This is a genomic window from Metabacillus sp. 113a (assembly GCF_050107635.1).
Taxonomy (GTDB): Bacteria; Bacillota; Bacilli; order Bacillales; family Bacillaceae; genus Metabacillus_B.
In genome coordinates, this window is record NZ_JBNILJ010000005.1 from 109,086 (window position 1) to 132,853 (window position 23,768).

27 protein-coding genes, 1 pseudogene and 1 riboswitch are annotated in these 23,768 nt (G+C 42.1%); of the genes and pseudogenes, 23 read left to right on the forward strand and 5 right to left on the reverse strand.

Annotation, left to right across the window (positions count from 1 at the left end):
* Positions 1-15: 15 nt before the first annotated feature.
* The 6 genes from ACQCVE_RS10625 to ACQCVE_RS10650 all read left to right on the forward strand — a co-directional run bounded on the left by ACQCVE_RS10625 (position 16) and on the right by ACQCVE_RS10650 (position 5,213).
* Positions 16-747, forward strand: coding sequence for a metallophosphoesterase family protein (locus ACQCVE_RS10625; protein ID WP_426862753.1), 732 nt, complete (start codon positions 16-18; stop codon positions 745-747).
* 20 nt (positions 748-767) lie between these two features.
* Entirely contained in the window at positions 768-1,340 is a 573-nt protein-coding gene (locus ACQCVE_RS10630; RefSeq protein ID WP_426862755.1) for an HAD-IA family hydrolase, read from the forward strand.
* Positions 1,341-2,022: 682 nt separating this feature from the next.
* A complete protein-coding gene (locus tag ACQCVE_RS10635; RefSeq protein ID WP_426862757.1) occupies positions 2,023-3,375 on the forward strand; it encodes a hemolysin family protein in 1,353 nt (450 codons plus the stop codon).
* A gap of 278 nt (positions 3,376-3,653) precedes the next feature.
* A complete protein-coding gene (locus ACQCVE_RS10640) occupies positions 3,654-3,782 on the forward strand; it encodes a DUF6254 family protein (RefSeq protein ID WP_426862848.1) in 129 nt (42 codons plus the stop codon).
* 187 nt (positions 3,783-3,969) lie between these two features.
* Positions 3,970-4,737 (forward strand): hypothetical protein, encoded by a 768-nt coding sequence (locus ACQCVE_RS10645; protein WP_426845013.1) that lies wholly within the window; start codon positions 3,970-3,972, stop codon positions 4,735-4,737.
* An 11-nt stretch (positions 4,738-4,748) separates the two neighbouring features.
* Positions 4,749-5,213 (forward strand): hypothetical protein, encoded by a 465-nt coding sequence (locus ACQCVE_RS10650; protein ID WP_426862758.1) that lies wholly within the window; start codon positions 4,749-4,751, stop codon positions 5,211-5,213.
* 35 nt (positions 5,214-5,248) lie between these two features.
* Here ACQCVE_RS10650 and ACQCVE_RS10655 read toward each other — a convergent pair whose 3' ends face one another.
* Positions 5,249-6,568 carry a DUF2254 domain-containing protein gene (locus ACQCVE_RS10655; protein ID WP_426862760.1) on the reverse strand — a complete coding sequence of 440 codons (1,320 nt, stop codon included), beginning with the start codon at positions 6,566-6,568 and terminating at the stop codon, positions 5,249-5,251.
* 81 nt (positions 6,569-6,649) lie between these two features.
* Positions 6,650-6,694, forward strand: a riboswitch (PreQ1 riboswitch).
* Positions 6,695-6,855: 161 nt separating this feature from the next.
* Here ACQCVE_RS10655 and queC point away from each other — a divergent pair.
* The 8 genes from queC (at position 6,856) to ACQCVE_RS10695 (ending at position 12,647) form a co-directional block, all read left to right on the forward strand.
* On the forward strand, positions 6,856-7,515 hold the full coding sequence (gene queC, locus ACQCVE_RS10660) for a 7-cyano-7-deazaguanine synthase QueC (protein WP_426862762.1): 660 nt from the start codon (positions 6,856-6,858) through the stop codon (positions 7,513-7,515).
* Entirely contained in the window at positions 7,512-7,952 is a 441-nt protein-coding gene (gene queD / locus ACQCVE_RS10665) for a 6-carboxytetrahydropterin synthase QueD (RefSeq protein ID WP_426862763.1), read from the forward strand. The genes queC and queD overlap by 4 nt, the downstream gene beginning before the upstream one ends.
* On the forward strand, positions 7,945-8,676 hold the full coding sequence (gene queE, locus ACQCVE_RS10670) for a 7-carboxy-7-deazaguanine synthase QueE (RefSeq protein ID WP_426845018.1): 732 nt from the start codon (positions 7,945-7,947) through the stop codon (positions 8,674-8,676). The genes queD and queE overlap by 8 nt, the downstream gene beginning before the upstream one ends.
* A 12-nt stretch (positions 8,677-8,688) precedes the next feature.
* The gene (gene queF / locus ACQCVE_RS10675) at positions 8,689-9,186 is read left to right on the forward strand and encodes a preQ(1) synthase (protein ID WP_426862765.1); all 498 of its coding nucleotides are present in this window, start codon (positions 8,689-8,691) and stop codon (positions 9,184-9,186) included.
* Between the two features lie 364 nt (positions 9,187-9,550).
* Positions 9,551-10,576, forward strand: a complete 1,026-nt coding sequence (locus ACQCVE_RS10680; RefSeq protein ID WP_426862767.1) for a YheC/YheD family protein — start codon at positions 9,551-9,553, stop codon at positions 10,574-10,576.
* A 151-nt stretch (positions 10,577-10,727) separates the two neighbouring features.
* Complete coding sequence (locus ACQCVE_RS10685) at positions 10,728-11,951, forward strand: ATP-grasp domain-containing protein (RefSeq protein ID WP_426862850.1); 1,224 nt, start codon at positions 10,728-10,730, stop codon at positions 11,949-11,951.
* A gap of 36 nt (positions 11,952-11,987) precedes the next feature.
* Entirely contained in the window at positions 11,988-12,233 is a 246-nt protein-coding gene (locus ACQCVE_RS10690) for a hypothetical protein (RefSeq protein WP_426862768.1), read from the forward strand.
* A 183-nt stretch (positions 12,234-12,416) separates the two neighbouring features.
* Positions 12,417-12,647 (forward strand): hypothetical protein, encoded by a 231-nt coding sequence (locus ACQCVE_RS10695; RefSeq protein WP_426862770.1) that lies wholly within the window; start codon positions 12,417-12,419, stop codon positions 12,645-12,647.
* Positions 12,648-12,695: 48 nt separating this feature from the next.
* On the opposite strand, the gene ACQCVE_RS10700 is transcribed toward ACQCVE_RS10695, so the two are convergent.
* Positions 12,696-13,220: a GNAT family N-acetyltransferase gene (locus ACQCVE_RS10700; RefSeq protein ID WP_426862772.1), complete on the reverse strand. Its 525-nt coding sequence runs from the start codon at positions 13,218-13,220 to the stop codon at positions 12,696-12,698.
* Positions 13,217-13,678: pseudogene (locus tag ACQCVE_RS10705) on the reverse strand (N-acetyltransferase family protein); the annotation flags it as partial. The gene ACQCVE_RS10700 and the pseudogene ACQCVE_RS10705, both read right to left, overlap by 4 nt.
* Positions 13,679-13,884: 206 nt before the next feature.
* On the opposite strand from ACQCVE_RS10705, the gene ACQCVE_RS10710 reads away from it, so the two are divergent.
* Positions 13,885-14,682 carry a peptidoglycan-binding protein gene (locus tag ACQCVE_RS10710; protein WP_426862774.1) on the forward strand — a complete coding sequence of 266 codons (798 nt, stop codon included), beginning with the start codon at positions 13,885-13,887 and terminating at the stop codon, positions 14,680-14,682.
* 63 nt (positions 14,683-14,745) lie between these two features.
* On the opposite strand, the gene ACQCVE_RS10715 is transcribed toward ACQCVE_RS10710, so the two are convergent.
* Complete coding sequence (locus tag ACQCVE_RS10715; protein WP_426845024.1) at positions 14,746-14,928, reverse strand: YkvS family protein; 183 nt, start codon at positions 14,926-14,928, stop codon at positions 14,746-14,748.
* 222 nt (positions 14,929-15,150) lie between these two features.
* Here ACQCVE_RS10715 and ACQCVE_RS10720 point away from each other — a divergent pair, with 222 nt between their 5' ends.
* From ACQCVE_RS10720 to ACQCVE_RS10730, 3 genes are all read left to right on the forward strand, one after another.
* On the forward strand, positions 15,151-16,026 hold the full coding sequence (locus ACQCVE_RS10720; protein WP_426862775.1) for a patatin-like phospholipase family protein: 876 nt from the start codon (positions 15,151-15,153) through the stop codon (positions 16,024-16,026).
* Positions 16,027-16,087: 61 nt separating this feature from the next.
* On the forward strand, positions 16,088-16,726 hold the full coding sequence (locus ACQCVE_RS10725) for an SDR family oxidoreductase (RefSeq protein WP_426845026.1): 639 nt from the start codon (positions 16,088-16,090) through the stop codon (positions 16,724-16,726).
* A gap of 63 nt (positions 16,727-16,789) precedes the next feature.
* Positions 16,790-16,984 (forward strand): abortive phage infection protein, encoded by a 195-nt coding sequence (locus tag ACQCVE_RS10730; protein WP_426862777.1) that lies wholly within the window; start codon positions 16,790-16,792, stop codon positions 16,982-16,984.
* Positions 16,985-17,058: 74 nt separating this feature from the next.
* Here ACQCVE_RS10730 and ACQCVE_RS10735 read toward each other — a convergent pair whose 3' ends face one another.
* Complete coding sequence (locus ACQCVE_RS10735; protein WP_426862779.1) at positions 17,059-17,547, reverse strand: sigma-70 family RNA polymerase sigma factor; 489 nt, start codon at positions 17,545-17,547, stop codon at positions 17,059-17,061.
* Positions 17,548-17,829: 282 nt separating this feature from the next.
* Here ACQCVE_RS10735 and ACQCVE_RS10740 point away from each other — a divergent pair, with 282 nt between their 5' ends.
* The 5 genes from ACQCVE_RS10740 to ACQCVE_RS10760 all read left to right on the forward strand — a co-directional run bounded on the left by ACQCVE_RS10740 (position 17,830) and on the right by ACQCVE_RS10760 (position 23,712).
* Positions 17,830-18,450, forward strand: a complete 621-nt coding sequence (locus ACQCVE_RS10740) for a cell wall hydrolase (protein ID WP_426862780.1) — start codon at positions 17,830-17,832, stop codon at positions 18,448-18,450.
* A 208-nt stretch (positions 18,451-18,658) separates the two neighbouring features.
* Positions 18,659-20,134 carry a spore germination protein gene (locus ACQCVE_RS10745; RefSeq protein WP_426862852.1) on the forward strand — a complete coding sequence of 492 codons (1,476 nt, stop codon included), beginning with the start codon at positions 18,659-18,661 and terminating at the stop codon, positions 20,132-20,134.
* Between the two features lie 15 nt (positions 20,135-20,149).
* Positions 20,150-21,244 (forward strand): GerAB/ArcD/ProY family transporter, encoded by a 1,095-nt coding sequence (locus ACQCVE_RS10750; RefSeq protein ID WP_426862782.1) that lies wholly within the window; start codon positions 20,150-20,152, stop codon positions 21,242-21,244.
* Positions 21,244-22,311 (forward strand): Ger(x)C family spore germination protein, encoded by a 1,068-nt coding sequence (locus ACQCVE_RS10755; protein ID WP_426862784.1) that lies wholly within the window; start codon positions 21,244-21,246, stop codon positions 22,309-22,311. The genes ACQCVE_RS10750 and ACQCVE_RS10755 overlap by 1 nt, the downstream gene beginning before the upstream one ends.
* A 75-nt stretch (positions 22,312-22,386) precedes the next feature.
* Positions 22,387-23,712 carry a polysaccharide biosynthesis protein gene (locus tag ACQCVE_RS10760; protein ID WP_426862785.1) on the forward strand — a complete coding sequence of 442 codons (1,326 nt, stop codon included), beginning with the start codon at positions 22,387-22,389 and terminating at the stop codon, positions 23,710-23,712.
* Positions 23,713-23,768 lie beyond the last annotated feature (56 nt).

Genomic DNA, 23,768 nt, shown 5'->3' on the forward strand with positions numbered 1-23,768 from the left:
AAGGAGTGACCATTCATGAATCGAATCGCTGTGATTTCAGATGTTCATGGAAACATGCCGGCACTAGAGGCGGTCTTAGAGGATGTTCATCAAAGAAAGCTGGATAGAATATTGTGCCTTGGGGACTTGGTCGGCAAAGGGCCGCAATCCCACGATGCTATTGCAAAAATTAAACTTCATTGTGAAATAACAGTGAAGGGAAACTGGGATGATTTTATTACGAAGGAAACAGAATTTGAAACACTTAAATGGCACCAGCAGCAGCTCACTGATGAGGATATGAATTATTTAACAGCGCTGCCTTTCTCAGCAGAACTGATGATGAGCGGAAAATTAATCCGGCTTTTTCACGCCTCACCGTTCAGCGTGTACACAAGAATCCAGCCATGGGATTCATTGGAGCGCCGTCTTAGCATGTTTGAGAGTACCGAAATGACTGGAACAGAGACAAAGACTCCGGATATCGCAGCCTATGGGGATGTCCATCAGGCTTTTATCCATCAGTATAAAGATAAGATGCTGTTTAATTGCGGAAGTGTGGGCAATCCGCTTGATATGCCGCAGGCATCCTATGCCATTATGGAAGGGATAGAAGGGGACGAAGAAACGGCTCCTTTTTCAATACAGCTCGTCAGGGTACCATATGACATTGAACGTTCAATACGCATAGCAAGAGAAATGGAAATGCCGGATTTAGAACCATACATTCAGGAACTCACAACGGCTAAGTACAGAGGACTCAGCTAAAACTAAGGGTGATAGAGAAGATGAATATATTATGGGATTTTGATGGGACGCTTTTTAACACATATCCAGCTTTTACCGAAACGATGTATAAGCTCCTGAAGCCTGAAGTTAAAAAGGAGCGCATTTTTGAACAGCTGAAAATATCTTTTTCGCATGCTGCTGATTTTTTCGGACTTTCAGAACAGGAAATTGCTCAATTTAAGCAGGCTGAAAAAGCGTTATCACCTGGCTTAAAGCCGCCATTTCCTTATGTGGAAGAGGTGCTGCGGTTTGCATCCAGGAATGTGATTATGACCCATAAGCCAAGGAATGAGGTTGCTGCGATTTTAAGCCATTATGGGTGGGAGCACTATTTTTCTGAAATTGTAGCAGGGGATGATGGATTCCCCCGTAAACCCCACCCTGCTTCTTACGAGTATCTGCATAAAAGGCATCGAATAGATCTTGCCATTGGGGACCGGGAGCTGGATATTTTGCCTGCGAAAATGCTTGGAATCAAAACTTGTCTTTTTCAGAACGATTCTGAGGGAGCAGACTTTTATCTGATTGATTACCGGCAGTTTTCTGAAAAAGTTGTTCCTGCTTTTAAATAAGCAGAAGAAATCAGCCCATCTGCTGCAGGTGCAAGAGTAGACGATCCTTCCGCCGCCTGGCTAACAGGATCTTTAGACAGATCAACTAACCCGCGGATTGCGGGTTTTCTTAACGGGATGTAAAGCAGGTCAGAAGTAAAATAACATGGAGGGATGAAAAACCTTCCAAAACACTGAAAAATTGCGTGAAACCTATATAAACAAGTCATTTTCAAGGATAATCGTCATATTTATAAGGAAATTGAGAAATTGTTATGTTTGACTCTATACTTTTCTATCGTATATGATTCTAGTAACTATCTACAGATTGGAGTGATAAGATGGGGCAGTGAACAAGGCCGTTAAATTAAGATCAGCACATACTCAGCAAGCTGCTTCATCCTTATTGGCTGCAGTCGTTGGGCCGGTGAAATGACATTAAGCTTTTCAGCTGAAGCACCGATAAGATCTTCAGCCAAAGAGTATTCATTGCGTTGAAGAAACGCAGGAACTCACATGGAGAAAGATCAGGTGTGGAATAGTATTTGAAAACCGCATTAAATAAACCTTGGAACGGTATTTTATCAGCTGGTTAGCCCAGCACCTTTAATACATGCGGATTTCCCCATTTATAAAAGGAATTTTTATTCATTAACCCAGGAGGTGACTTCCTTTTCCGTATTGAACGGAACAAGGAACATATTTGGACATAGTAAATTTATTGCTCATTGCAATATTGATTGGATTAACCGCGTTTTTCGTGGCGTCTGAATTCGCTATTGTAAAAGTAAGAAGCTCTCGTATTGACCAGCTCGTTGCGGAAGGCAACAAAAATGCCGCAGCAGCAAAACGGGTGATTACGAATCTTGACGGGTATCTTTCCGCCTGTCAGCTTGGTATAACCGTGACAGCACTGGGTATTGGGTGGCTTGGAGAACCAACGTTTGAGCATATGCTTAAACCGCTTTTTGAACAAACAGGAATGCCAGCTGCGCTGACCCCTGTTTTCTCCATAGCATTCGCATTTGCGATCATGACATTTCTCCACGTGGTTATTGGAGAGCTGGCTCCGAAAACGCTCGCGATTCAAAAAGCAGAAAAAATCACCCTTTTGCTTGCCCGTCCTCTGACATGGTTCAACACCATTATGTACCCGTTTATTTGGTCTTTGAACGGATCAGCAAGATTCATTACAGGGCTGTTCGGTCTTAAACCTGCGTCTGAGCATGAATTGGCGCATAGTGAAGAAGAGCTGCGCATTATCCTTTCAGACAGCTACAAAAGCGGTGAGATTAATCAATCTGAATTTAAATATGTCAATAAAATCTTCGAATTCGATAATCGGATTGCTAAAGAAATTATGGTGCCGAGAACAGAAATCGTCTCCCTTTCCATCGATTCACTAATGGAAGAGAACATTGAAATGATGCAAAATGAAAAATATACAAGGTATCCGGTTACAGACGGTGATAAAGATCATATTATTGGAATGGTGAACATAAAAGAAGTGTTCACTAATCTAATTCAGAACCAAGGCAGGGAATCTTTTTCTCTCCAGCAATACGTGCGGCCAATCATACAGGTAATCGAATCCATTCCTATCCAGGACCTGCTTGTAAAAATGCAAAAAGAACGGATTCATATGGCTATATTAATTGATGAATATGGCGGGACTGCAGGATTGGTAACCGTGGAAGATATTCTGGAGGAAATTGTTGGCGAAATCCGTGATGAGTTTGATATGGATGAGGTTCCAAACATCCAGAAAATCAACGAAAACCGCTATATCCTTGACGGAAAAGTTCTTGTCAGCGAGGTCAACGACCTGTTTGGTCTGGACATCGATGATAAAGATGTGGATACAATTGGCGGTTGGGTACTCACTGAGAAGTTTGATATTCAAAAGGGTGACATCGTCCAGCTCGACTCCCTTTCATTCAAGGTACGGGACATGGAGAATCACCATATTAAATACCTCGAACTAACAAGGAAAGTTCAAGAGAGTCCCGGAACAGTTTTGGAACAGGTGGATCAAAGCGTGGCCAGCACCTCTTGAAAGGATCGCTAATGTGGCGGTCATAATAAAAACCCGGGGAAACTCAATGTGAGTTCCCGGGTTTTTTTCTGCTTATTTTCCAGCTCAGGATCCATTTTCATGTCCGGCACGGTCGGGTGGGAGCCTTTTCAGCCGCCTTCAAAAGCTGGAGCAGGAGAAGGATGCCAGTCACCTGCAGCGGAATTTAAGAGTTGGGTTCAGTAAAACTTAAATGAAGAGAATAAATTCGCTCTTCTGTTTTAAACTAAAGGCAGTACAACCAGGAAAGGATGATTACGCTGACTCAATCAAAAAGCCAGAAAGAAAGGCAATGGGAAAACCGCAAGCAGAATCAGCATCCGCATGGGAAGGTTAAATCCTTTGAAGAACTGGCAGATAAAGAGCGAAAAGAATCAAACGATTCCTAGCAAAAACCTGCTGCCGCAACCGGCAGTTTTTTTTATTTTGGAAACTTTCGGCTTGATTCAGGCAAGAACGATTCTCATGAATCAAACTGTCCGATGTACTAACTTATCAGGAAAGAGTGAAAGAGGAATAGGATCGTATCGTTACGTACAAAATAAGGTGGAACTTTTAGAAAAGGGGAGACGCCCGATGCCGGCAGATTCATATCATAGACGGAGACTCATCGCCACCGTTAACCCCTATATGACGAACCTTTTTCATTTAAGGAATCCTTTTATCATTGCTTGGTGGTCTGCATCATTCCCTGGATTTGGGCATGTTCTTTTAGGGAAATACATCACAGGTATACTGCTAATGGTGTGGGAAATTTTTGCCAATAATATGGCCCATCTGAATGAAGGCATTTTCTACAGCATGACAGGCCGCACTGAGAAGGCGGTAAATGTTATGAATGAAGAATGGCTTTGGCTGTATGCAGTATTTTACGTATTTATTATATGGGACAGCTACAGGCAAACAATTGAGTTCAACAAGTATTACATACTATCTATCAGAGAGGGTTCTCCTCTTAACATAACGAACATATCTGCAATGGAGATCAGCATACTCGAGAAAAAAAAGCCTTTTCTTGCCCTTTTCTGGTCCCTTATGGCCCCCGGACTCGGTCATTTTTACCTGAATCGTCTTCCAGCCATCGTATTTGGTGTTTTTTTATGGATGATTACCGCGTATTTTGCCGGATTTTATAAGTGCTTGTTTTATTCTTTTACAGGTGATTTCGAACTCATCCAGCAAACTGCAGAGCCGCAGTGGTTTTTATTTCTGCCGTCTATATATGTGTTTCTTGCTTATGACAGCTACGTGAATGCTGTCGAACATAATAAATTATTTGATCGTGAGCTTGAGAAGCATGTAAAAAGCAGGTATCAGCATAGCTATTTTAAAATGCCGCTGTAAAGAAGGATGTGGTGAAGCTGAATTATTTATTCTCGACTTTCACATACTCTACTTCGATTGAATTACTGGTTACCGAGCTTGAAAAATCCGGTGTGGCCAGTGAACAAATCCTGGCAGTCCCTTTAGAGCGGTATGATGACAATCAGTCCGTTTTTGATACGGATTTTTCAGATGATGGAAAGAGTCTTTTAGATTTAGCCGGAGTTTTTGGGGCTATTTTTATGCTGCTCGGGGTGATTTATGGTCTGGTTTTTTATTGGGGACCGGTGATCTGGGGACTGATGGGGCTTGTATTTGGACTCGCGTTCGGATTTTCCATTGAATTTTTCTATAAAAAAAAAGGAGCGAGTAAGAGAATGGGGAAAGCAGAGAAGGAATTTGTCATCATCATTCATATCGAGGACTTTTTAGCAGAGCAGGCCGTAAACATTATGAACAGCCATGGAGCAAAAGGGATTGGCCGGATAGAAAGATGACCGTGCAGAGAATTCCTGTACGGTCTGATCCTTCATCATATACCTGAAAAACTATTTTCCTGTAAACACGCTTCGGCCAATCTTTGAAACTTCAGGTCGAGAAATTTTTTATCGTAGCTAACCCGCTCGATCTCTCTTAATCCCTCAAGAATGTAACAGGAATATTCCCATATTACAGCCTTTATTTCTTTTCCGTTGGAATCAGCGACAATTGTCAGGGCATTGATGACAGCGCTCATGACTGCCGTATCTTCCTTGCCGTAGTGCCGGATTAAGTAAAAGCTTTTATAAAGTAAGTCTTCAAATGACGGCTTATGGAAAATCACCCGGAGAGAGGACTCCTCATCCATATAGAACGGACGCGGAACGTAGTTTTTACCAAGTCTTGATAATACCCTGGCAATGTGTTCAATGGCATTTGCGGTTGTATAAGGGTCGTTAAAGGCAGGAGAAATGGCCCTAATTGCAATTTCAGAGAGCTTTTGAATGCCAAATCCTACATCCTTGATGGGTTCCTGTTCAGGGATGATAATGATTTTACTGATCAAGTGGTCCTTCATCTCATCTTGTAAATGTCCGGATTTCCAGACTTTCAGAAGCGGGGTGCCCTCATCGACATAGCTGCCGGGTTTTTTCGTAATTTCAATCACTAAATCCCCTTTTTTTGCAAGGCGAATCAGCTCTTTTAATTCCGCATGCTGGATATAGCCGGCTTTTCTGCTTTTTAGGGAAATTCCATTTTCCGCTTTAAGGGAGTCTGATTCTTCACACTCTGCGGATGCCTTCAGCTTTTGATCTTCCTCATAATTTTCTTTCCAGGCCGCCATGGTTTTATTCGTAATCTGGAGAATCAGGTTACTCACTTTTATAGAGGTAACGGAGTGATGAATAAAGAAGACGAACGCTCCCAGACAAGCAAATGCCACAAGGATCGACAAGCTTGGAACAATGAATAAGTCTCCTCCGTTATCTCTGACTAAAAGCAGCAGGATAATGGTGTAAACAAATCCTCCTGTAAACATGCCTAGAACCCGCTGGGAACTCCGGTCGGAGGTGAAGTTCTGAAGGGCCCTGGGTGAAAATTGCGCTGCATAAGTGGTCAGTACCACTAGGATGGATGAAAATGTGATTGTTGTCATGGTTAACAGAGAAGTAGCGATAGAGCTTAATATGGTTTGTGCCAGCTGCATATCCGATAAAAAAAGATCCGGTATGTAATCATAAAGACCTGTATGCTGAGCGGCGTAACGGTCAAGTTCCATACTGCCATAAGCGAGAACAAGGGCAATTAATCCATATAGCAGCGGGATAAACCAAAAGCTTGCCCTAACTTGCAAAAATCGGTTCATTTCCATCTTCATTCCTCCGGTTATTGGCAGATTGGCTATTATGATGTATAGTAGCTTTACAGCTAAATACAAGTCCGTTTTTCTTGAACGGGAGAGGTTCTAGTACAACCCTCTATAAAAAACTAAGGACAGCAATATCTTGAGGCGTTCCTTGGATATTGTTTTTTGTTTTTTTATAGATGATCCGCTAAGGCACCTCATTAAATGGGGTGCCTTTATTAATTCACCAATCATGTAAGGCGTAAACCTGGCTGCAGCTGGAAGCTCTAAAATGAAACTGGAGGAGAACCATTATGAGAAATGAGAAAGCACTTGTCGTCTTCAGCGGGGGCCAGGACAGCACAACCTGTCTATTCTGGGCATTGAGAACGTTTAAGGAAGTAGAGGCAGTCACGTTTAATTACAACCAGCGCCATAGGCTAGAGATCGAAATAGCAGAAAATATTGCGAAGGAACAGAAAGTCCCTCATCATTTGCTGGATATGTCGCTCTTGAATCAGCTTGCCCCAAATGCGTTAACGAGAAACGGAATAGCGATCGAACAAGCGGAGGGAGAACTTCCTTCAACATTTGTCCCCGGCAGAAACCTGCTCTTCCTGTCTTTTGCCTCTGTGCTTGCATCCCAGATTGGAGCAAGGCATGTCGTAACCGGCGTTTGTGAAACCGACTTCAGCGGCTACCCGGATTGCCGGGATCAATTTATAAAATCCTGCAACGTTACCGTCAATCTTGCTATGGATGAATCCTTCGTGTTCCATACGCCTCTCATGTGGCTGAATAAAGAGGAAACGTGGGCGCTGGCGGATGAGTTGAACGTGCTCGAATATATACGGAACCGGACTTTGACGTGCTATAACGGAATCCCGGCAGATGGATGCGGGGATTGTCCGGCCTGCAGACTGAGAAGGAATGGATTGGATTGCTATTTAACCAATAAGGAGGCTGCACAATGATTCAGCAGATTTATCCGCAAGTGAACCATGATTATCAGTATGAACTGAACAAAGATATGCAGGTTTCTGCAGCTCATTTTATCCCGCATAAAAGTGCCGGTCCTTGCCGCAATATACATGGCCATACTTACTATATCAATGTAACGATTGCCGGGGATACATTGGATGATTCCGGATTTTTAGTAAACTTTAAAACACTTAAAAATCTGGTTCATGGCCAGTTCGACCATACGTTGTTAAACGAACATCCCCTTTTCAGCTCTGACGATCCCAAAGATTTTCCAACAACGGAAGTAGTAGCCGGAAAAATTTACGGGATGATCCAGGCGGAGCTTGACAAGATGCCCGGCAAGCCCGTTTGTCTGCAAGTATTTGTAAGAGAAACACCGACCAGCTATGTGCTGTACAGACCGAAGAAGGTGAAGCAGAATGGCTGAGACCATTCCGGTACTGGAGATTTTCGGACCGACCATACAGGGGGAAGGAATGGTCATCGGGCAGAAAACGATGTTTATCCGAACGGCAGGCTGCGATTATTCGTGTTCATGGTGTGATTCTGCTTTTACGTGGGACGGAACGGCAGCAGAGGAAATTGTCCAGATGGATGCCGCTCAAGTGTGGGCTGAGCTTTACCGCATCGGAGGAAATCGATTTTCCCATGTAACCGTGTCAGGCGGCAATCCCGCCTTGCTGAAAAACCTCCGCTCTGTTATTTCACTTCTGAAAGAGAAAGGCAAAAAAATTGCACTTGAAACGCAGGGAAGCAGGTACCAGGAATGGTTTACAGAAATTGATGACCTGACCCTCTCACCTAAACCGCCGAGTTCTGGAATGAAAACGGATTTTTCTGTATTGCGGAGCCTAATGGACCGGCTGCAAGCAGCCGGCAGGATTCAAACAGCAAGTTTAAAGATTGTCATTTTTAATGAAGAAGATTTGGCTTATGCAAAGAGGATTCACCAGGAATTCCCTTCCATCCCTTTTTATCTTCAAGTGGGGAATGATGATCCGGGGCTAACAAATAACGAAGTCCTGATTCAAAACTTAATGAGCCGCTATGAATGGCTGATTGACTTAGTAATAGAAGATGAGGAACTAAATTCAGTCCGCGTTCTGCCGCAGCTTCACACGCTGCTTTGGGGAAACAAGCGCGGAGTTTAAGGAGATAAGAAAATGAGCGGAAGAAGAGATGAAGAATTAACCGGAGTAACCTTGCTTGGCAGTGAAGGCACAAAATACTTGTTTGAATATACACCTGAAATACTGGAATCCTTTGAAAATAAGCACCAGGGCCGGGATTACTTTGTTAAATTCAATTGCCCTGAGTTTACGTCCCTTTGTCCGAAAACCGGCCAGCCAGATTTTGCTGCCATTTATATAAGCTATATTCCAGACCGGTTAATGGTCGAAAGCAAATCGCTGAAGCTCTATTTGTTCAGTTTCCGCAATCACGGAGACTTTCATGAAGATTGCATGAACATCATCATGAACGATTTAATTCAGCTAATGGACCCCAGATATATTGAAGTGTGGGGGAAATTCACCCCAAGAGGAGGGATTTCCATCGATCCATACACAAACTATGGTAAGCCCGGCACGAAGTATGAAAGAATGGCTGAGCATCGGCTGATGAATCATGATTTGTATCCGGAGAAAATTGATAACAGATAAAAGGCAGGCAGCTTCCATTTGGAAGCTGTTTTTTCGTTCGGCTAAGCCGGTGAAAATCTGAATGGTTTGAAAGGGTCTTAAAAGCAAATCTCTTTTAAACTTGGCTGTTGATTGCAGCTAGCAGGCGTTCGCTTATCCAAGGGCTGGGCGGTGAGCCGCCTCCTGGCTTCGCGACTGCGGGGTCTCACCTGTCCCGCTGCTCTTAGCTCGGAGTCTCACGTCTTCCGCTCCAATCAACAGGTGGGAAAAATCAACACCATGCTTTAACAAAGCCAATAGCAAAAGGAAAAATTCTTCATAAATTGGTATATGGAAAAGCTTAAACGTAAGAAAAGTAAAAAATATCAGTAAGGGAGATGGGGGTATGACCCTGATTGGGATGCTTCATCACAGGGCGGATCCTGAAAAAGTAAAAAGGAGCTATGCGTACGCCTCTGCAGCAAAATCAGAAGGGGCAGAGTTCTTTTATTTTACCGCTGGGAAAGTGGATATAAACCGAGAAACCATTCTGGGGAAAAAGTATGAAGATGGAAAATGGATTGATAAGGAATTTCCGTTTCCGGATGTTATTTTTAATGCAAGTTATCCTGCTACTGAAAATGGCGAAAAAATCATTGACCATTTGTATGAAAGAATCCCATTTACGAGTCATTCAATCGGAAATAAGCTGACAGTATATGAAAAAATCAAGAACGGAAAGCAATTCGAGCAATATTTAATTCCAAGTGCTGAATTATCAAATCTGGAATTATTATTTGAGATGGTCCATTCATACTCGAAAGTCATTATTAAACCATTATCCGGAAATCAGGGAGGAGGTATCCTTTTCATAGAAGAAGCTGAAGCAGGTACGTTCAAGATAAATGACAAGGGGAAAATATATAGCCTGGATCAGGAAAGGCTTGTTCAATCCATTAAAGACCTAGATGAAGTTTTCTTAATCCAGCCATTTATAACATGTAAAACAAAAGCGGGTAATGTATTTGATTTTCGTTTGCATGTACAAAAAGCTGGTAAAGGTGAATGGGTAATTACGTCCATTTTCCCACGGATAGGCCCGTCAGGAAGCATAGCCTCCAACCTGGGCGGGGGGGGATACACGTGTTATTTAGAAGATTTTTTAAGAAATGAGTTTGATCATTCCTGGTTTGATGTCAAAAGAACTCTGGAGTACTTTGCGATTCGTTTCGCCAGCCATTTTGACACGTTATATGATCAGTCCCTGGATGAGCTGGGAATTGATGTGGGCATAGACGAAAATCAGAAATTATGGATCTTTGAAGTGAATTGGAGACCGGGTATACCTGTGATTTACCGGGGAGAACTTGATGTTGCTAAAAACACGATCCTCTATGCCAAGTATTTGGCGGCGCAAAACAGCAAAGCTTGATGGGGCATCAGAAGGTGCTTCGTCAGAGCGGTTGATGGACCAGGCAATCCCCTATTTTAGTTGTATGAAGAACCAAAACCACCATTCATCTATATACTACAGTAGACAAACTATGCATAGAAAATTACAGTTTGGTGGGATCATTAAGACAATGGAAACAATCGTGTTTATTGGAACAAATAAATCCGGATCCAGCAGAGAAGCAATGAAGGCCTCAGAGCGATTAGGTTTTTTTACGGTGCTGATTACAAATAAAAAGCAATTTCTTGAACAGAGAGAGGAATTTACGGAAGTCCATCAAATGGTGTTTTCGAATATCATCAAAGAAGAGTTAGCGGAAAACATGATTGAACTGCAGAAACAAGGAAAAAAGATCAGGTTAATTGTCAGCTTTGTAGATCCATACGTTCATATTGCAGCAGCTTTAAATGAACGGTTTACGGATAGTACCGTTTCATCTAAGCAATTTCTGGACATGGAGGATAAAATACGAACAAGGAATATGTTAAAACATCTCCCGCAATCCCCTTATTTCTCTGTGTATAACCCTGAAGAATCAGTAAGCGGGTTTATAAAAAAAATAAACACCCGCTTCCCGCTCATTGTAAAATCCCCTGTGTCAGCCGGCTCTAAAGATGTCCTGTATATAAAAAGCAAATTTGAGCTGCAAATGGCTATTTTAGGGCTGAGTAAAAAGTATCAAAATACTCCTATTTTAGTAGAAGAATATTTAATAGGTCCTCAATATTTAATTGAAGTGATTGTTCATAATGGAAAGATAAACATCGCAGCTGTTATCAAGCAGGAGATCACATTTGACCAGCGGTTTATTGTAACGGGCTACAGTTTGTGCACAGAAATGGATAGCCGTCTGCATGAAAGCATTCGGGACTCAGTCGATTTAATAGTTGGTGCTTTTAAAATGGAAAATGGAGCCTGCCATGTCGAGATGAAACTCGTGAATGGCAATTGGAAGCTAATAGAAATTAACCCCAGGATTTCGGGTGGAGCAATGAACCGGATGATAGAAGCGGGATATGGAATTAATTTGGTGGAAGAAACGTTAAAACTTTACTTGGGGGGAACTCCTGAGCTAACGAGAAAGCATAATAAGTTCGTATACGTCCACTACATCACAATCGATAAAAGTGGAAGGCTGCAGAATGTTACTGGCACTGGCAGGGCTTTAAAGCACCCGGGGGTGGCAGAGGTATTCATCAAGCCCCGCAAAGGGAAGATGCTGCGCCCTCCATTATCCATGGGAGACCGGTATGGGTATGTAATGGCAGAAGCGGATAGCTATGCATCAGCGAGAAAGGCAGCATTAGAAGCTGCAAAGGAAATCTCATTTAATCTTGAGTCGGATCATGTATAGAGATACCTATAAAACCATTAAAAGCGGGTGGAAAAAATGCTGAATAAAGTGAAATTTAATGAAATGATGCTTTCAAATCAAAAAGAAAGGATAGAAGAGCTTAAATGCATGAGCTGGAAGGCTAAACAGCTGAAAGGATTACATGGCGTCATGGACTTGCTGAAGCAGCCAAATTGGCAGCAGGAATTAGGGGACATATTAACGATTTTAAGTTTAAATAAAATCGTAAAAGGCACTGCCTATTTAAAAATCAACTGTCACTATGACGAGTGTAAGGATTAACGGCCAGCCAGACTTATACTTCTTACAAACATGAGGTTTAGCAATGCTATAAACTCAAATCAAGGATTCGCCAGTAAGATAATCTGTTTTTTTGAAGGAAATTAGACAGGACATTTAGAAACAAGCAGGATTTCTCATTACATTTGTGGAATACCCATGTAAAACTTATGGGAAGTGAGAGAAATGAATCAATACAAAATCCGCTATCATTTCAGCAATGACTTCTATGTGACTAGAGAAGTTGAGACAAAGCTTGATAAATCAGCCGTGCTTAAAGAGTTTTGTCAAGATGAAAGAATCAGTTTTGAAGATAAGCGCGGAGATTTGCTGAGCTTTTTAATGAGCGATGTAAAACTGGTTACGGTAGAAGACAAAAACGCAAACAGCTTCAGGATGAAAACTGCAGGTTTCTAAGAAAAGAAGTACCAAGGCAGGTGCTTCTTTTCTTTGAATTCTGTATGATTAATCAGAGATTTTTCCCATAAGAACTAAATCGTAAAACAATCCCTTTGAATATTGAGCCTTTTTCATGACTCCCTCTTTCTCAAATCCCGCTTTTTCAAGCAGACGTAACGAAGGCGTATTTTCAGGCCTTACAACAGCACCGATTCTGTTCAGTCCAAGTTCGCTGAAGCCAAAATCAGCTGCTGAAGTCAATGCCTCGAAGGTCAGACCGGATCTCCAATAATCAGGATGGATCTCGTATCCTATTTCTGCTCTTTTGTGATAACAATTCCAATTGTGAAACCCGATGGTCCCGCAAAGCTTCCCATCAAACTGTATTCCCCAGCGGATTGAGGTTCGGTTCCGCCATCCTTCCTTAAAACGTAAAGCAAGGAGCTTAGCTTCTCCGGCATCTTTTAAAGGTTCCATTCCATAATATTGGAGCACATCGCCACTTGTAAATATAGCTAAAAGACCTTCTGTGTCTGCTTCGGTTATTTCTCTTAAAGCCAATCTTTTCGTAAGCAGATTAGGAAATGTCATAAAAGCCTCCCCATTATGTATTCATCCACCCATTCACCGTTCACTAGCAAAGAATGCCTGATTGTTCCCTCTATTAAAAAGCCATTCTTTTCATAAAGAGCAATTGCGGGCTTATTATGTGTCATAACTGACAGCTCTGCACGATGAAATTGCTTTTGTATACACCAGCGAAGTGCCTGATCCATCAATTCTCCTCCAAGGCCCATATTTTGGTACTCAGGCAAAACGCCGATCACCAGTGAAATTTTGTGGCGGTTCCTTTTCAATTGCCCTGCAATGGCAGTGACATGCCCCTGGAAAATGCCCCTCTTTTCACTAACCCAAATTTTAGAACCCTGGGAAAAAAAAGCTTCCAGCTTATCAAAATAAAGTTCTTCATTGTTTGAACGCTCTTCGGGTTCAAACAGCATTGTGTCAGTTTGAGAATCCAGCTTAATAAGCAGGTTTAAATGTCGTGAAGCAAAGCGGTTTAATCAACTGGAGCCACCCCTTTCTTTTGCTGCTATTCTTACTCCTGTCAGACTGTGAAAAAAGATAGAAATAAAGGGAAAATAAGGATTTTTTCTGTAACATCTGCTCTGTTTTTATTCAGCTGCCGCTATAAAAAACTTATTTTTTCGAAGCCTTTAGGTGTTCATCTTAACTAAAGGAGGAGCCAAACGTCATGATTAAAAAGACCGGTGCTGTACTGGGAGCATTTCTCTTTGCTTCTGCAATTTATGTACCTCTTAAAGGAGAAGCTGCATTGGGAGATGAAATGCTTCACAGAGGTATGTCAAATGAGGATGTAAAGGAGCTTCAAACCCATCTGCTTGCAAAGAATGTCTATCCATATTTCGATAATACAGGAAACTACGGGTCCATTACAGAAGAATCTGTAAGACTATTCCAAAAAAGGACGGGTCTTAATAGGGATGGTATAGCAGGTCCGCGAACCATCGCCAAGTTAAAAGTGATAAGGGCAGGCAATATTGGAAAGCCGGTTGCAGAATTGCAGCATCAATTAAAGAATTGGGGAACTTACACCGGCACTGTGGACGGAATTTATGGAAGCGGTACAAAAAATGCAGTAATAAAATTCCAAATTTCCAGAGGCCTCACTGCCGATGGAATAGCCGGTCCCGCAACATTAGCCGCTCTCGAAGAAAAAGATCAACCTGTATCCGGAACCGTAAAAGAATTAACCGTACATAGCACAGCGTATACAGCCAGCTGCAAAGGCTGTTCAGGGATAACAAAAATGGGAATTGATTTAAACAGATTCAAGGGGGCAAAGGTCATTGCCGTGGATCCTAATGTGATCCCCCTCGGCTCTAGGGTTGAGGTGGAAGGATATGGTGAAGCAATTGCCGGAGATACAGGTGGGGCGATTAATGGAAATGAAATCGATGTATTCTTTGAAGATCTTGGACAAGCGATGAACTGGGGTAATAAGCAAGTCAAAGTAAAAGTGTATCAATAGGAAAAGGGACGGCCGATGCCGTCCCCTTTTAAGAGATATGACGAGATAAAAGAAACAGTTTGATCAGGATTCCTTAAGAATCTTATAATTTTTATGGTTCACCACGGTGCGCCTTTCCAGTTCAAGGTCAAGAAAATTATCCATATAAGTCAGGTCGACAATAACCGAATTTTCGTTCACCTTTTCAACAATCCCGCGCAGCCCGTTTTTAAATTCTATAAGATTTCCTACTTTAGCAATCTTCATTTCCTCTCTCCTTCAATCGTACTAACTACCCCCATTAGAAAACATTCTGCACTATTTTGGCAATAAAGTAAAGACTATTTTGATAGCGCTGTATTCAGGCAGGAGCCGTTAAACAGAGAGCCATAATCTTATTGTGATATCATGACTTTGTGGATTCACAGCGTTCCCCATGCATATTAAAGATGATTATTTGAATAACGAAGGCTGAAAGGAGAAAGAAAATTGGAACAAACGGGTTTAGTTTTAGAGGGCGGCGGAATGAGAGGCGTCTACACAGCCGGAGTACTGGAATATTTTATGGAGCAGGATCTTTATTTTCCTTACATTATAGGAGTTTCAGCAGGCGCCTGCATGGCGGCTTCCTACATATCAAGGCAAATGGATAGAAACCGGACCGTTAACATTGATTATGCCGGGGACCCCAAATATTTATCACTGCAAAATTATCTCAAGAGCCGTCAGCTTTTCGGAATGGACTATATTTTTGATGAAATACCGAACCGGCTCGTTCCGTTTGATTTTGAGGCATTTACAAAAAATACAGAACAATTAATCATTGGTGCGACGGATTGTACAACAGGAAAAGCGGTGTATTTTACTAAGCCTGAAACAATGGGAGATTTGCTTACCATTATCAGGGCTTCAAGCTCTCTTCCATTTATAGCGCCAATGGTCTCATTTCAGGGTAAAGAGCTGATGGATGGGGGGATTGTTGATTCCATTCCCATTAAAAAAGCAGAGAGGGACGGCATCCTTCGAAACGTCGTAGTGCTGACCAGGAATGAAGGGTATGTGAAGGCTCCGCCAAAGGGCCAATGGATGGTGAGACAGTCCCTCAGGAAGCATCCCAAACTGGCCGCGGCTGTTTTGGGCCGTTATAGGATGTATAATGAGACACTCGCGTACATTGAAGCTCAGGAGAAAGAAGGAAAAGTTTTTGTAATCAGGCCGAGTGCTAAGCTGGAAGTGGGAAGAATTGAACGGAACCCTGTTAAGCTTGATGCTCTGTACAAGCAGGGTATTGAAGATGCGAAAAGGACTCTTTCAAGTCTCAGACGCTGGCTTGTAAACAGCGGACAGCCTTTTCTTCGGGAGTAAAGTGTTCATCTGTTTACTTTATTTCAGTGCAGGGAAGAGTAAAAGCAGAGGAGTGATAACAATGAAAGTACTAATTGCAGGAGCAAACGGAAGCACAGGAAGATATGTGATTGAAAAAGCGGCTGAAAAGGGATTTGAACCCATTGCCATGATTCGCGATCCCGAACAGGCTGAAGGCTTGGAAAAGAAGGGTGCTAAAACGGTAGTGGCGGACCTTGAAGGAGATGTATCGGAAGCGGTCAGCCAGGCAGACGCCGTCATTTTTGCGGCCGGTTCTGGATCCGGAACAGGAGACGACAAAACCATTGCCATTGATCAGGACGGAGCAATCAAGCTGATTGATGCGGCCAAGAAGCATAACATTAAAAAGTTTGTTATGCTCAGCTCAATTGGAACAGATACACCGGAAGAAGGACCGGATGAGATGCAGGTTTATTTAAGATCGAAAGCTATCGCGGATGAATATTTAAGAAATGCGGAAATTTCCTACTCAATCGTCCGTCCGGGCGCACTTTCAGATGAAAAAGGCACCGGTAAGATTGCAGCCGGGAAACAAGTAAACCATGAAGGTTCCATTCCGCGGGAGGATGTGGCAGAAGTACTGGTGTCATGTCTTGAAGAGGATTCGTCTCATAATCAGACATTTGAAATTATCAGCGGTGATACGGATATTTCAAAAGCGATAAGCTCAATCATGTAAATAGGGTTTGATTCATATTTGCAAGCCCTGTAAACTAATATCAAAACATTAGGGGGCTGCAAAATGGATCCGCAAACCATTCATGATTCGCTCGATCAGCTTAAAAGTGGTGCATTGGCTGAATATCCGGTGCCAAAAGACCTCTTTCTGCAAGTTCGTGAAATCCTTGTCAGCAGAGAGGACTTCAAGCATTTCCGGGGAATAGCCAAACACAATGGCTATACAGTCTATACGTACTTGGAGGCCGCGAGAAGCTAGAATTAGAAAAACGCCTAAGTTCAGGCGTTTTTCTAATTTTTACTATTTATTGAATTTTTTTATGCTTACTAAACTTAATAAGGTTTACCCAGATTCTTAATCTTGACTCTGAGCTTTTGGACGGCTGCTCTTCTCCAGCTTTTCACTGCCGCAGGAGTTACCCGTTCTTTACAGGCAATTTCGGCAATTGAGAGTCCCTGAAACGCATAGCCGATAACCCATTTTTTTTGATTAGGCGTTAGTGAACTTATGAGATCCGCCCAGTCATATCCTTCTTCCTTTTCGCCTTCATGGGAAATGCCCTCGGACAAACTCATATCTTTTAGCTCTTCCCTCTGCAGAAAACGGTTTTGACGGGTCATCTCATTCATTAATCTCCCCTTAATGAAGAGGTAAAAATAAGCGTCCATCGGACCTTTTGAAGGATTATATTGCTCAGAAGCCTCCCATAATGCAATACAGGCAGTCTGAAAATATTCTTCGTAATTCCTGTAAATGGATAATCGCTTTAATAAATGCAGAATCATTGGCTTATAGGCTTTTAGCAATTCTGAGTACGTCAATGAACAGTTCCTTTAAAGGATGCACCCTTTATTTATTCCGCCGGTAAGCCTATAGTAAAATGCTTTTTCTTTTCTGAAAAATTGGTTTTTCCTTCAGATAAAACGTCATTCAGCATCAAAATTAAGGATTTCTCTTATCATTTTGCGTTTTTAATGAAACATTCCAATTGCCAATGGCTTATTATCATCGATTTTAGATGGTAAGCATTACTAATGATTTTTTATAGAAAAGCTGTTAGGCTGGAGCATGTAAATTTTTTTGATTGCCTTGGAGGTTGGAATGTGAGAAAAAATATAAAAAGAGGACTCAACATTGCTATTGCCTTATGGATTGCTTTTATCTTTTGCGCAGCACCTTCTTCTGCTGCTGAAAAGCATAAGGTCGAAAAGGGAGAAACATTGGAAATGATCAGCTTAGCCTTTATTGTTTCTATAGATGATATAAAAAAATGGAACCACTTAGAGAGAACGGCAGCAGTTGAGGGAGATACACTGCGGATACCAGAGAAAAGGTCTCAGCGGAAAGCGTTGGAAAAAGCGCCGGGAATTTCCGTTTCTGAAGATGAAAAAAAATTGCTTGCACGGCTCGTTCATGCAGAAGCTAAAGGAGAGCCTTATGAAGGCAAGGTTGCTGTTGCCTCTGTAGTATTAAATCGGGTAGAGCATGACGAGTTCCCTGATTCCGTTAAAAAAGTCATTTACGAGAAAAATGCTTTTTCACCTGTAGGAAATGGAAGCATTCAAAACAAACCTGACCAGGAATCCAAAAAAGCGGCCAATGAGGCTCTTAAAAGGAAATCTGTTCACTATCTCTATTTTTTCAACTCAGAAACTGCTGAAAGCGAATGGATTAAAACAAGAAAAATAAAGGAAACAATTGGCAATCACAGCTTTGCTATGTAAATAGGTGAACCCCCTTCCAAGCTCCAAGGAAGGGGGTTTTTTGGTAATTAAACCTGCTCTGCAGGAAAACGGAAAACGGCGGGTCATGCACCTGCCGTTTGCTAAGCGCTTTAAAGAATTTTCAGGAAGAACCCTTAAGTATACTTTTATCCCTTTTCCGCAAAATAAAGGTAATGATAACAGACCGGGGTTGAGGCTTTTGGATGGGATGAAAAATTTAGACGGCACGTTAAAAGCTTCAATGACGGAGCTGATGGGCGTGCTCAGGAGCTCGTCAGATTTTATTCAATATGAAAATCACGGAGCCGCTATTAAATATTGGGTTTCCTATTACCGCACTTTGATTGATACGAAGATGCTTCATGAAAGCGTTCTGGTTGTTCTTAACAGGGAGAAATGGTCTTCCCTCGAGCAATTAAAAGGGATGGTGCCAATTGAAGATGTCATCTTAACTTCAGATACGGATGTCATAAAGGAAAAGCTTCTGCAGGGATTTATAATGGTTGCCCTGACTGAGTACAGTGCTTCATGCCTTCTCATTCGAGTATTTATGGAAAAAGCAAGACAAGTGAGCCTTCCTGAAGTGGAATTTAGTGTAGTTGGCCCAAAGGAAGCCTTTGTTGAATCCTTGGAGTCGAATATACATTTAATCCGGAAGCGGCTGCCATCCGATCAGCTCAGAATTAAAGAAATCCAAATAGGAAAGCTTACACGGACGAAGACGGCTGTCCTATACCTTGAAAACATTGCAGATGAGGAGAATGTAAAGACCGTCTGGCAGAGACTTAATGAGATTGACATCGACCATATAAGCGACAGCTCTTTTTTAACTCAGCTAATATCTGATAATCATCATTCTCCCTTTCCGCAGCTTCTGGATTCTGAGCGTCCGGATCGGGCTGTTTCCATTCTGTCAGAGGGCAAAATAGTGATTGTTGTGGATGGCTCTCCACAGGTGCTGATTGGCCCAAGCACATTAGTGGAGTTTTTTTCAGCATTCGATGATTATTTCTTCAATTATATCGTTGCTTCATTTTTCCGGATTGTAAGGCTGGCATCCGTTGCATTCTCTGTTTTAGTCACACCAGTTTATGTGGCAGCGCTTAATTTTCATTATGAACTGATCCCAAGAGACCTTTTAAACACATTGATCAGCTCAAGAGAGGAAATACCCCTTCCTCCTATATTAGAGGCTGTATTTTTGGAACTCACGATAGAACTGCTGAGAGAGGCTGGGGCAAGGCTTCCTACAAAGGTTGGGCAGACCATTGGGATTGTGGGGGGAATTGTCATTGGAACGGCGTCTGTTGAAGCGGGGTTAACAAGCAATGTCCTGCTGATCATAGTCTCACTTGCTGCGCTCGCATCGTTTACAACGCCTGTCTATAAAATGAGCAATACAATCCGCCTTCTCCGATTTCCTTTTTTACTGTTTGCGGAATTTTATGGACTGCTCGGCATTGTATTTTGTTTCTGTTTTATGGCAGCCCATCTTTTAAAGCTCACTTCTCTTGGAAGGCCGTTTCTCGGACCGATTTATCCGCCTCGGTCTGCGGATTTGAAGGATGCGCTGATCCGGCTGCCTTTTCCATTAATGTCGATGAGGCCGATTCAGCTGCGTACAAAACAGCCGGTTCGATTTAATAAAAAGAAAGCGAAAGAAAATAAAGATATCGATGAATAGAAGGGGTGAACAAGGATGACGAAGATAGCCGAAAAATATCAGGTTTCTCATTTTCTTGTTTTTTACCTCATTCATTCCCTGCAATTTGGAGTTGGAGTATTAGGTTTTCAAAGAATTATTGCAAATGAAGCAGGACAGGATGCCTGGATCCCAGTTATCCTGTCGGGCTTGTTTTCCCATTTGATGGTATGGATGATTTACAAAATTCTTCAAGGAAACGATGGAAATATCCATGATATTCATCATCGGCTGTTTGGAAAGTGGCTTGGAAAAGGATTGAACCTGCTGATTTCCATTTATTTTACGCTGCTCGCCATTGAAGTGCTGAGGACGTTTGTAGAAATTATTCAAGTGTGGATGTTCCCGGATTTAAATATCTGGATATTCAGCATCCTGTTTTTAATCCTTGTTTACTATATTGTTACAGGCGGATTTCGCGTTGTTACAGGGATTTGCTTTTTTGGAGTCATTCTGCCGGGCTATTTGATTTTTACGTTCTTCTTCCCGCTGGAATTTGCCGATTGGCAGAACCTTTTCCCGGTCTTTGATCATTCGTTCGGAGAGATCCTGTCCGGAACGCAGAGTATGTCGCTGACGGTTCTTGGGTTTGAAGCCCTCCTCGTCTACTATCCCTTTATTAAACATCCGGAAAAATCAAAAAAATGGGCACACGGTGCCATCTTTTTTACGACCTCCCTCTATTTACTCATTATGATTGTCACCCTTGTTTTTTTTAGTCCAGAGCAGCTGCAAAAGAATATTTGGGCTACCCTTAGTATTTGGAAAATTGTTGAAATCCCCTTTGTGGAACGTTTCGAATACATTGGAATTGCCAATTGGAATCTTGTCATCCTTCCAAATATCTGCCTGACGTTATGGTGTGCAAGCAGAGGAATAAAGCAAACCTTGAATCTTCCTCAAAAGAAAACGCTGTTAATGGTTCTCGGCCTGACTTTCATTTCGGTGATCCTCTTGACGACCAGGGAGCAAATTGACAAGTTTAACAGCTTCATGGGAGACGTCGGGCTGTATTTCTATTTGTACATTCCATTCATTTTAATTCTTCAGATCATAATTAAAAAGATGAAAAAGGAAGGGGGTTCCGGGTGATGAAAACCACCGTTTTTTTCCTCATAATGATACTGCTCTCTTTTCTCCAGACGGGCTGTATACAAAAGGAAATCATTGATGATGTAAACATCATTCTGGCATCCGGATACGATCTGGAGGAGGACGGAGCATTAATGGGAACTGTAATTGTTCCTGTTTATCAAAAACAGCAGCCTGTCCAAAGTGAAGTACTGGAGGAAAAAGCCGTGTTAACGAGAGATTTGCTGACAGACCTTCAGCGCAAATCATCAGATCCGCTTGTGTACGGCAAACTTCAAGTAGCTGTTTTTGGTGAAAAATTGGCTGCGGAAGGATTTGAGGATCTTCTGGATGCCCTTCAGAGGGATGCAAGTGTTGGGTCAAGAGTATACTTGGCAATTGGGAGGAAAACAGCTTCAGAGATTTTGAAGGGCCAGTATGGGATCAGAGGGACCGCAGTATATTTGCACAATTTAATCAAACACAATATCGAAGGCCGGGATCTTCCAAGAGAGAATCTCCATTTGTTCTTATATAATCTTTATGACGAGGGAAAGGATCCCTACTTGCCAATTCTCCAGCTTTCCGGTAAAGATGAGCTGGAGATTGCAGGAGTCGCATTATTCAGTGAAGAACGGATGGTTGGGGAAGTTCAGAAAGATAAGATGATGTTTTTTAAACTGCTGACAGATCAATACATGGAAGGAACTTACACATTCAGTCTTAAAAGCGGAGATACGGTTTCAGTCAAAAGCATCACATCCAAAAAAGATGTGAAAATGGAATCTAAGGAGAAGGTGAAATTTACGATTGAGCTTGAAGGGCACATCCGTGAATTTACCGGTAAAAAAATAACTCCGAAGACCATTCAAGAAGTTCAGGAGGAATTCAAAAAAGCTGTGGAAAAAGAATGCCTGGCTCTCGTTGATCAGTTTAAATCCCTGAATACTGATCCTACTGGAATAGGGGATACAGCTTCTCATACGTTCAGGTCCTTTAAAATGGATGAATGGAAAAAATCGTATCAGGATTTGAAGGTTGAAATCGAAGCGAATATTATCATTACTGAGTCGGGAGTTATCGAATAAACCTTTGATAAAGAAAATATTTTGTCCCAGCCTCTCATATGATGAAAAAGCGGAATGAAGATGGGAGTGCTGCGGATGAGTTCATTTGCAAAAGGAGCCTTGCTGCTGGCGCTGGCAGCTTTTTTTGGAGAATGCCTGGAATTTCTCCTGAATATGATATTGGCGAAAGAGCTTGGAGAACATGGAATGGGAATGTATATGCAGCTGCTGCCCGTTATATTTTTTGTAGTGGTGATTTCCAGTCTTGAGTTGCCTGTTTCCATATCCAAATTTGTGGCAGAGCAAAAAAAAGAATATCACTACAGCATGCTCAGGCATGCGTTAAGGTTTGTTTATAAGCTAACAGGCTTGATCTTAATTGTTGTGCTTGTTATCTTGCCATTTCTGCCGATCTTTTCAGCGTATCACCCGCTTGTCCGTTACCTGCTGTTTCTGCTTGTCCCCATCGTATCCTTCTCTTCTATTGCGAGAGGCTATTTTATGGGTGTGCAGCAAATGGATAAAATCGCCATATCAAATTTTTTAAGAAAAGCTGTGCAGCTCATCGTTCTTTACTTGCTTTTCCAAGGCTTGAGCTTTAATGAAAGCTCCGCATTATTTATTGCTCTGGCCGTATTAATAGGAAGTGAAGCCGTTGTTTTCTTCTATTTATTTGCTCAATACTTGCTTCAGTACCGAATGATGAAGCAGGTGACCCATCATGATATGGATGGTCGCGATGTTCACAAAGCATTAATGTCAGTTTCGGTCCCTACTACAGCCTTAAGAATTTTCAATGCCATAACCAATGCGATACAGCCTTTTTTAATTAAAGGTGCCTTGGTTGTGTCAGGAGCAGGGGGGGTGATGGCTACTGAACAGTATGGATTGCTTGCAGGGGTAGCGATGAGCATCGGTTTTTTTCCTGCTTTTTTATCCCATTCCATAATGGTGGCTCTCCTTCCGAATGTTTCAGAAGCTTATGCTAAGCAGGATGGAGAGCAGTTGCGCAGTTTACTGCAGCAATCGATGTGGGTCACTTTTCTGTATGGGATCCCTGCCGTTTATCTTATGTACTGGTTTGCAGAGCCGCTAACCCATCTTTTTTTTCAATCGCCGGAAGCTTCTCTATATTTAAAGCTCCTGTGGCCATACTTTCTGTTTCATTTTTTCATTCATCCGCTCCAGGCATATCTGATTGGGCTGGGGCTAGTAAAAGATGCTTTTTATCATTCAGTCTGGTCTCACATCGTCTCTTTCCTCATGATGTATATACTAGGGTCCATGAGCCAATTTCAAATGACAGGTGTCATTTTAGGAATGAATATGGGGATTATCCTTCTGTTTCTGCTTCATTACGTTACAATTTGCAGGGAAATTGGCTTGTCCCTTTTCTTACTTTCAAGCAGCCGTTTCACCTGAGCATGCAAATTGAATAGCCTGAAGCATAGAAGGTATAATGACGATACGAATGATTG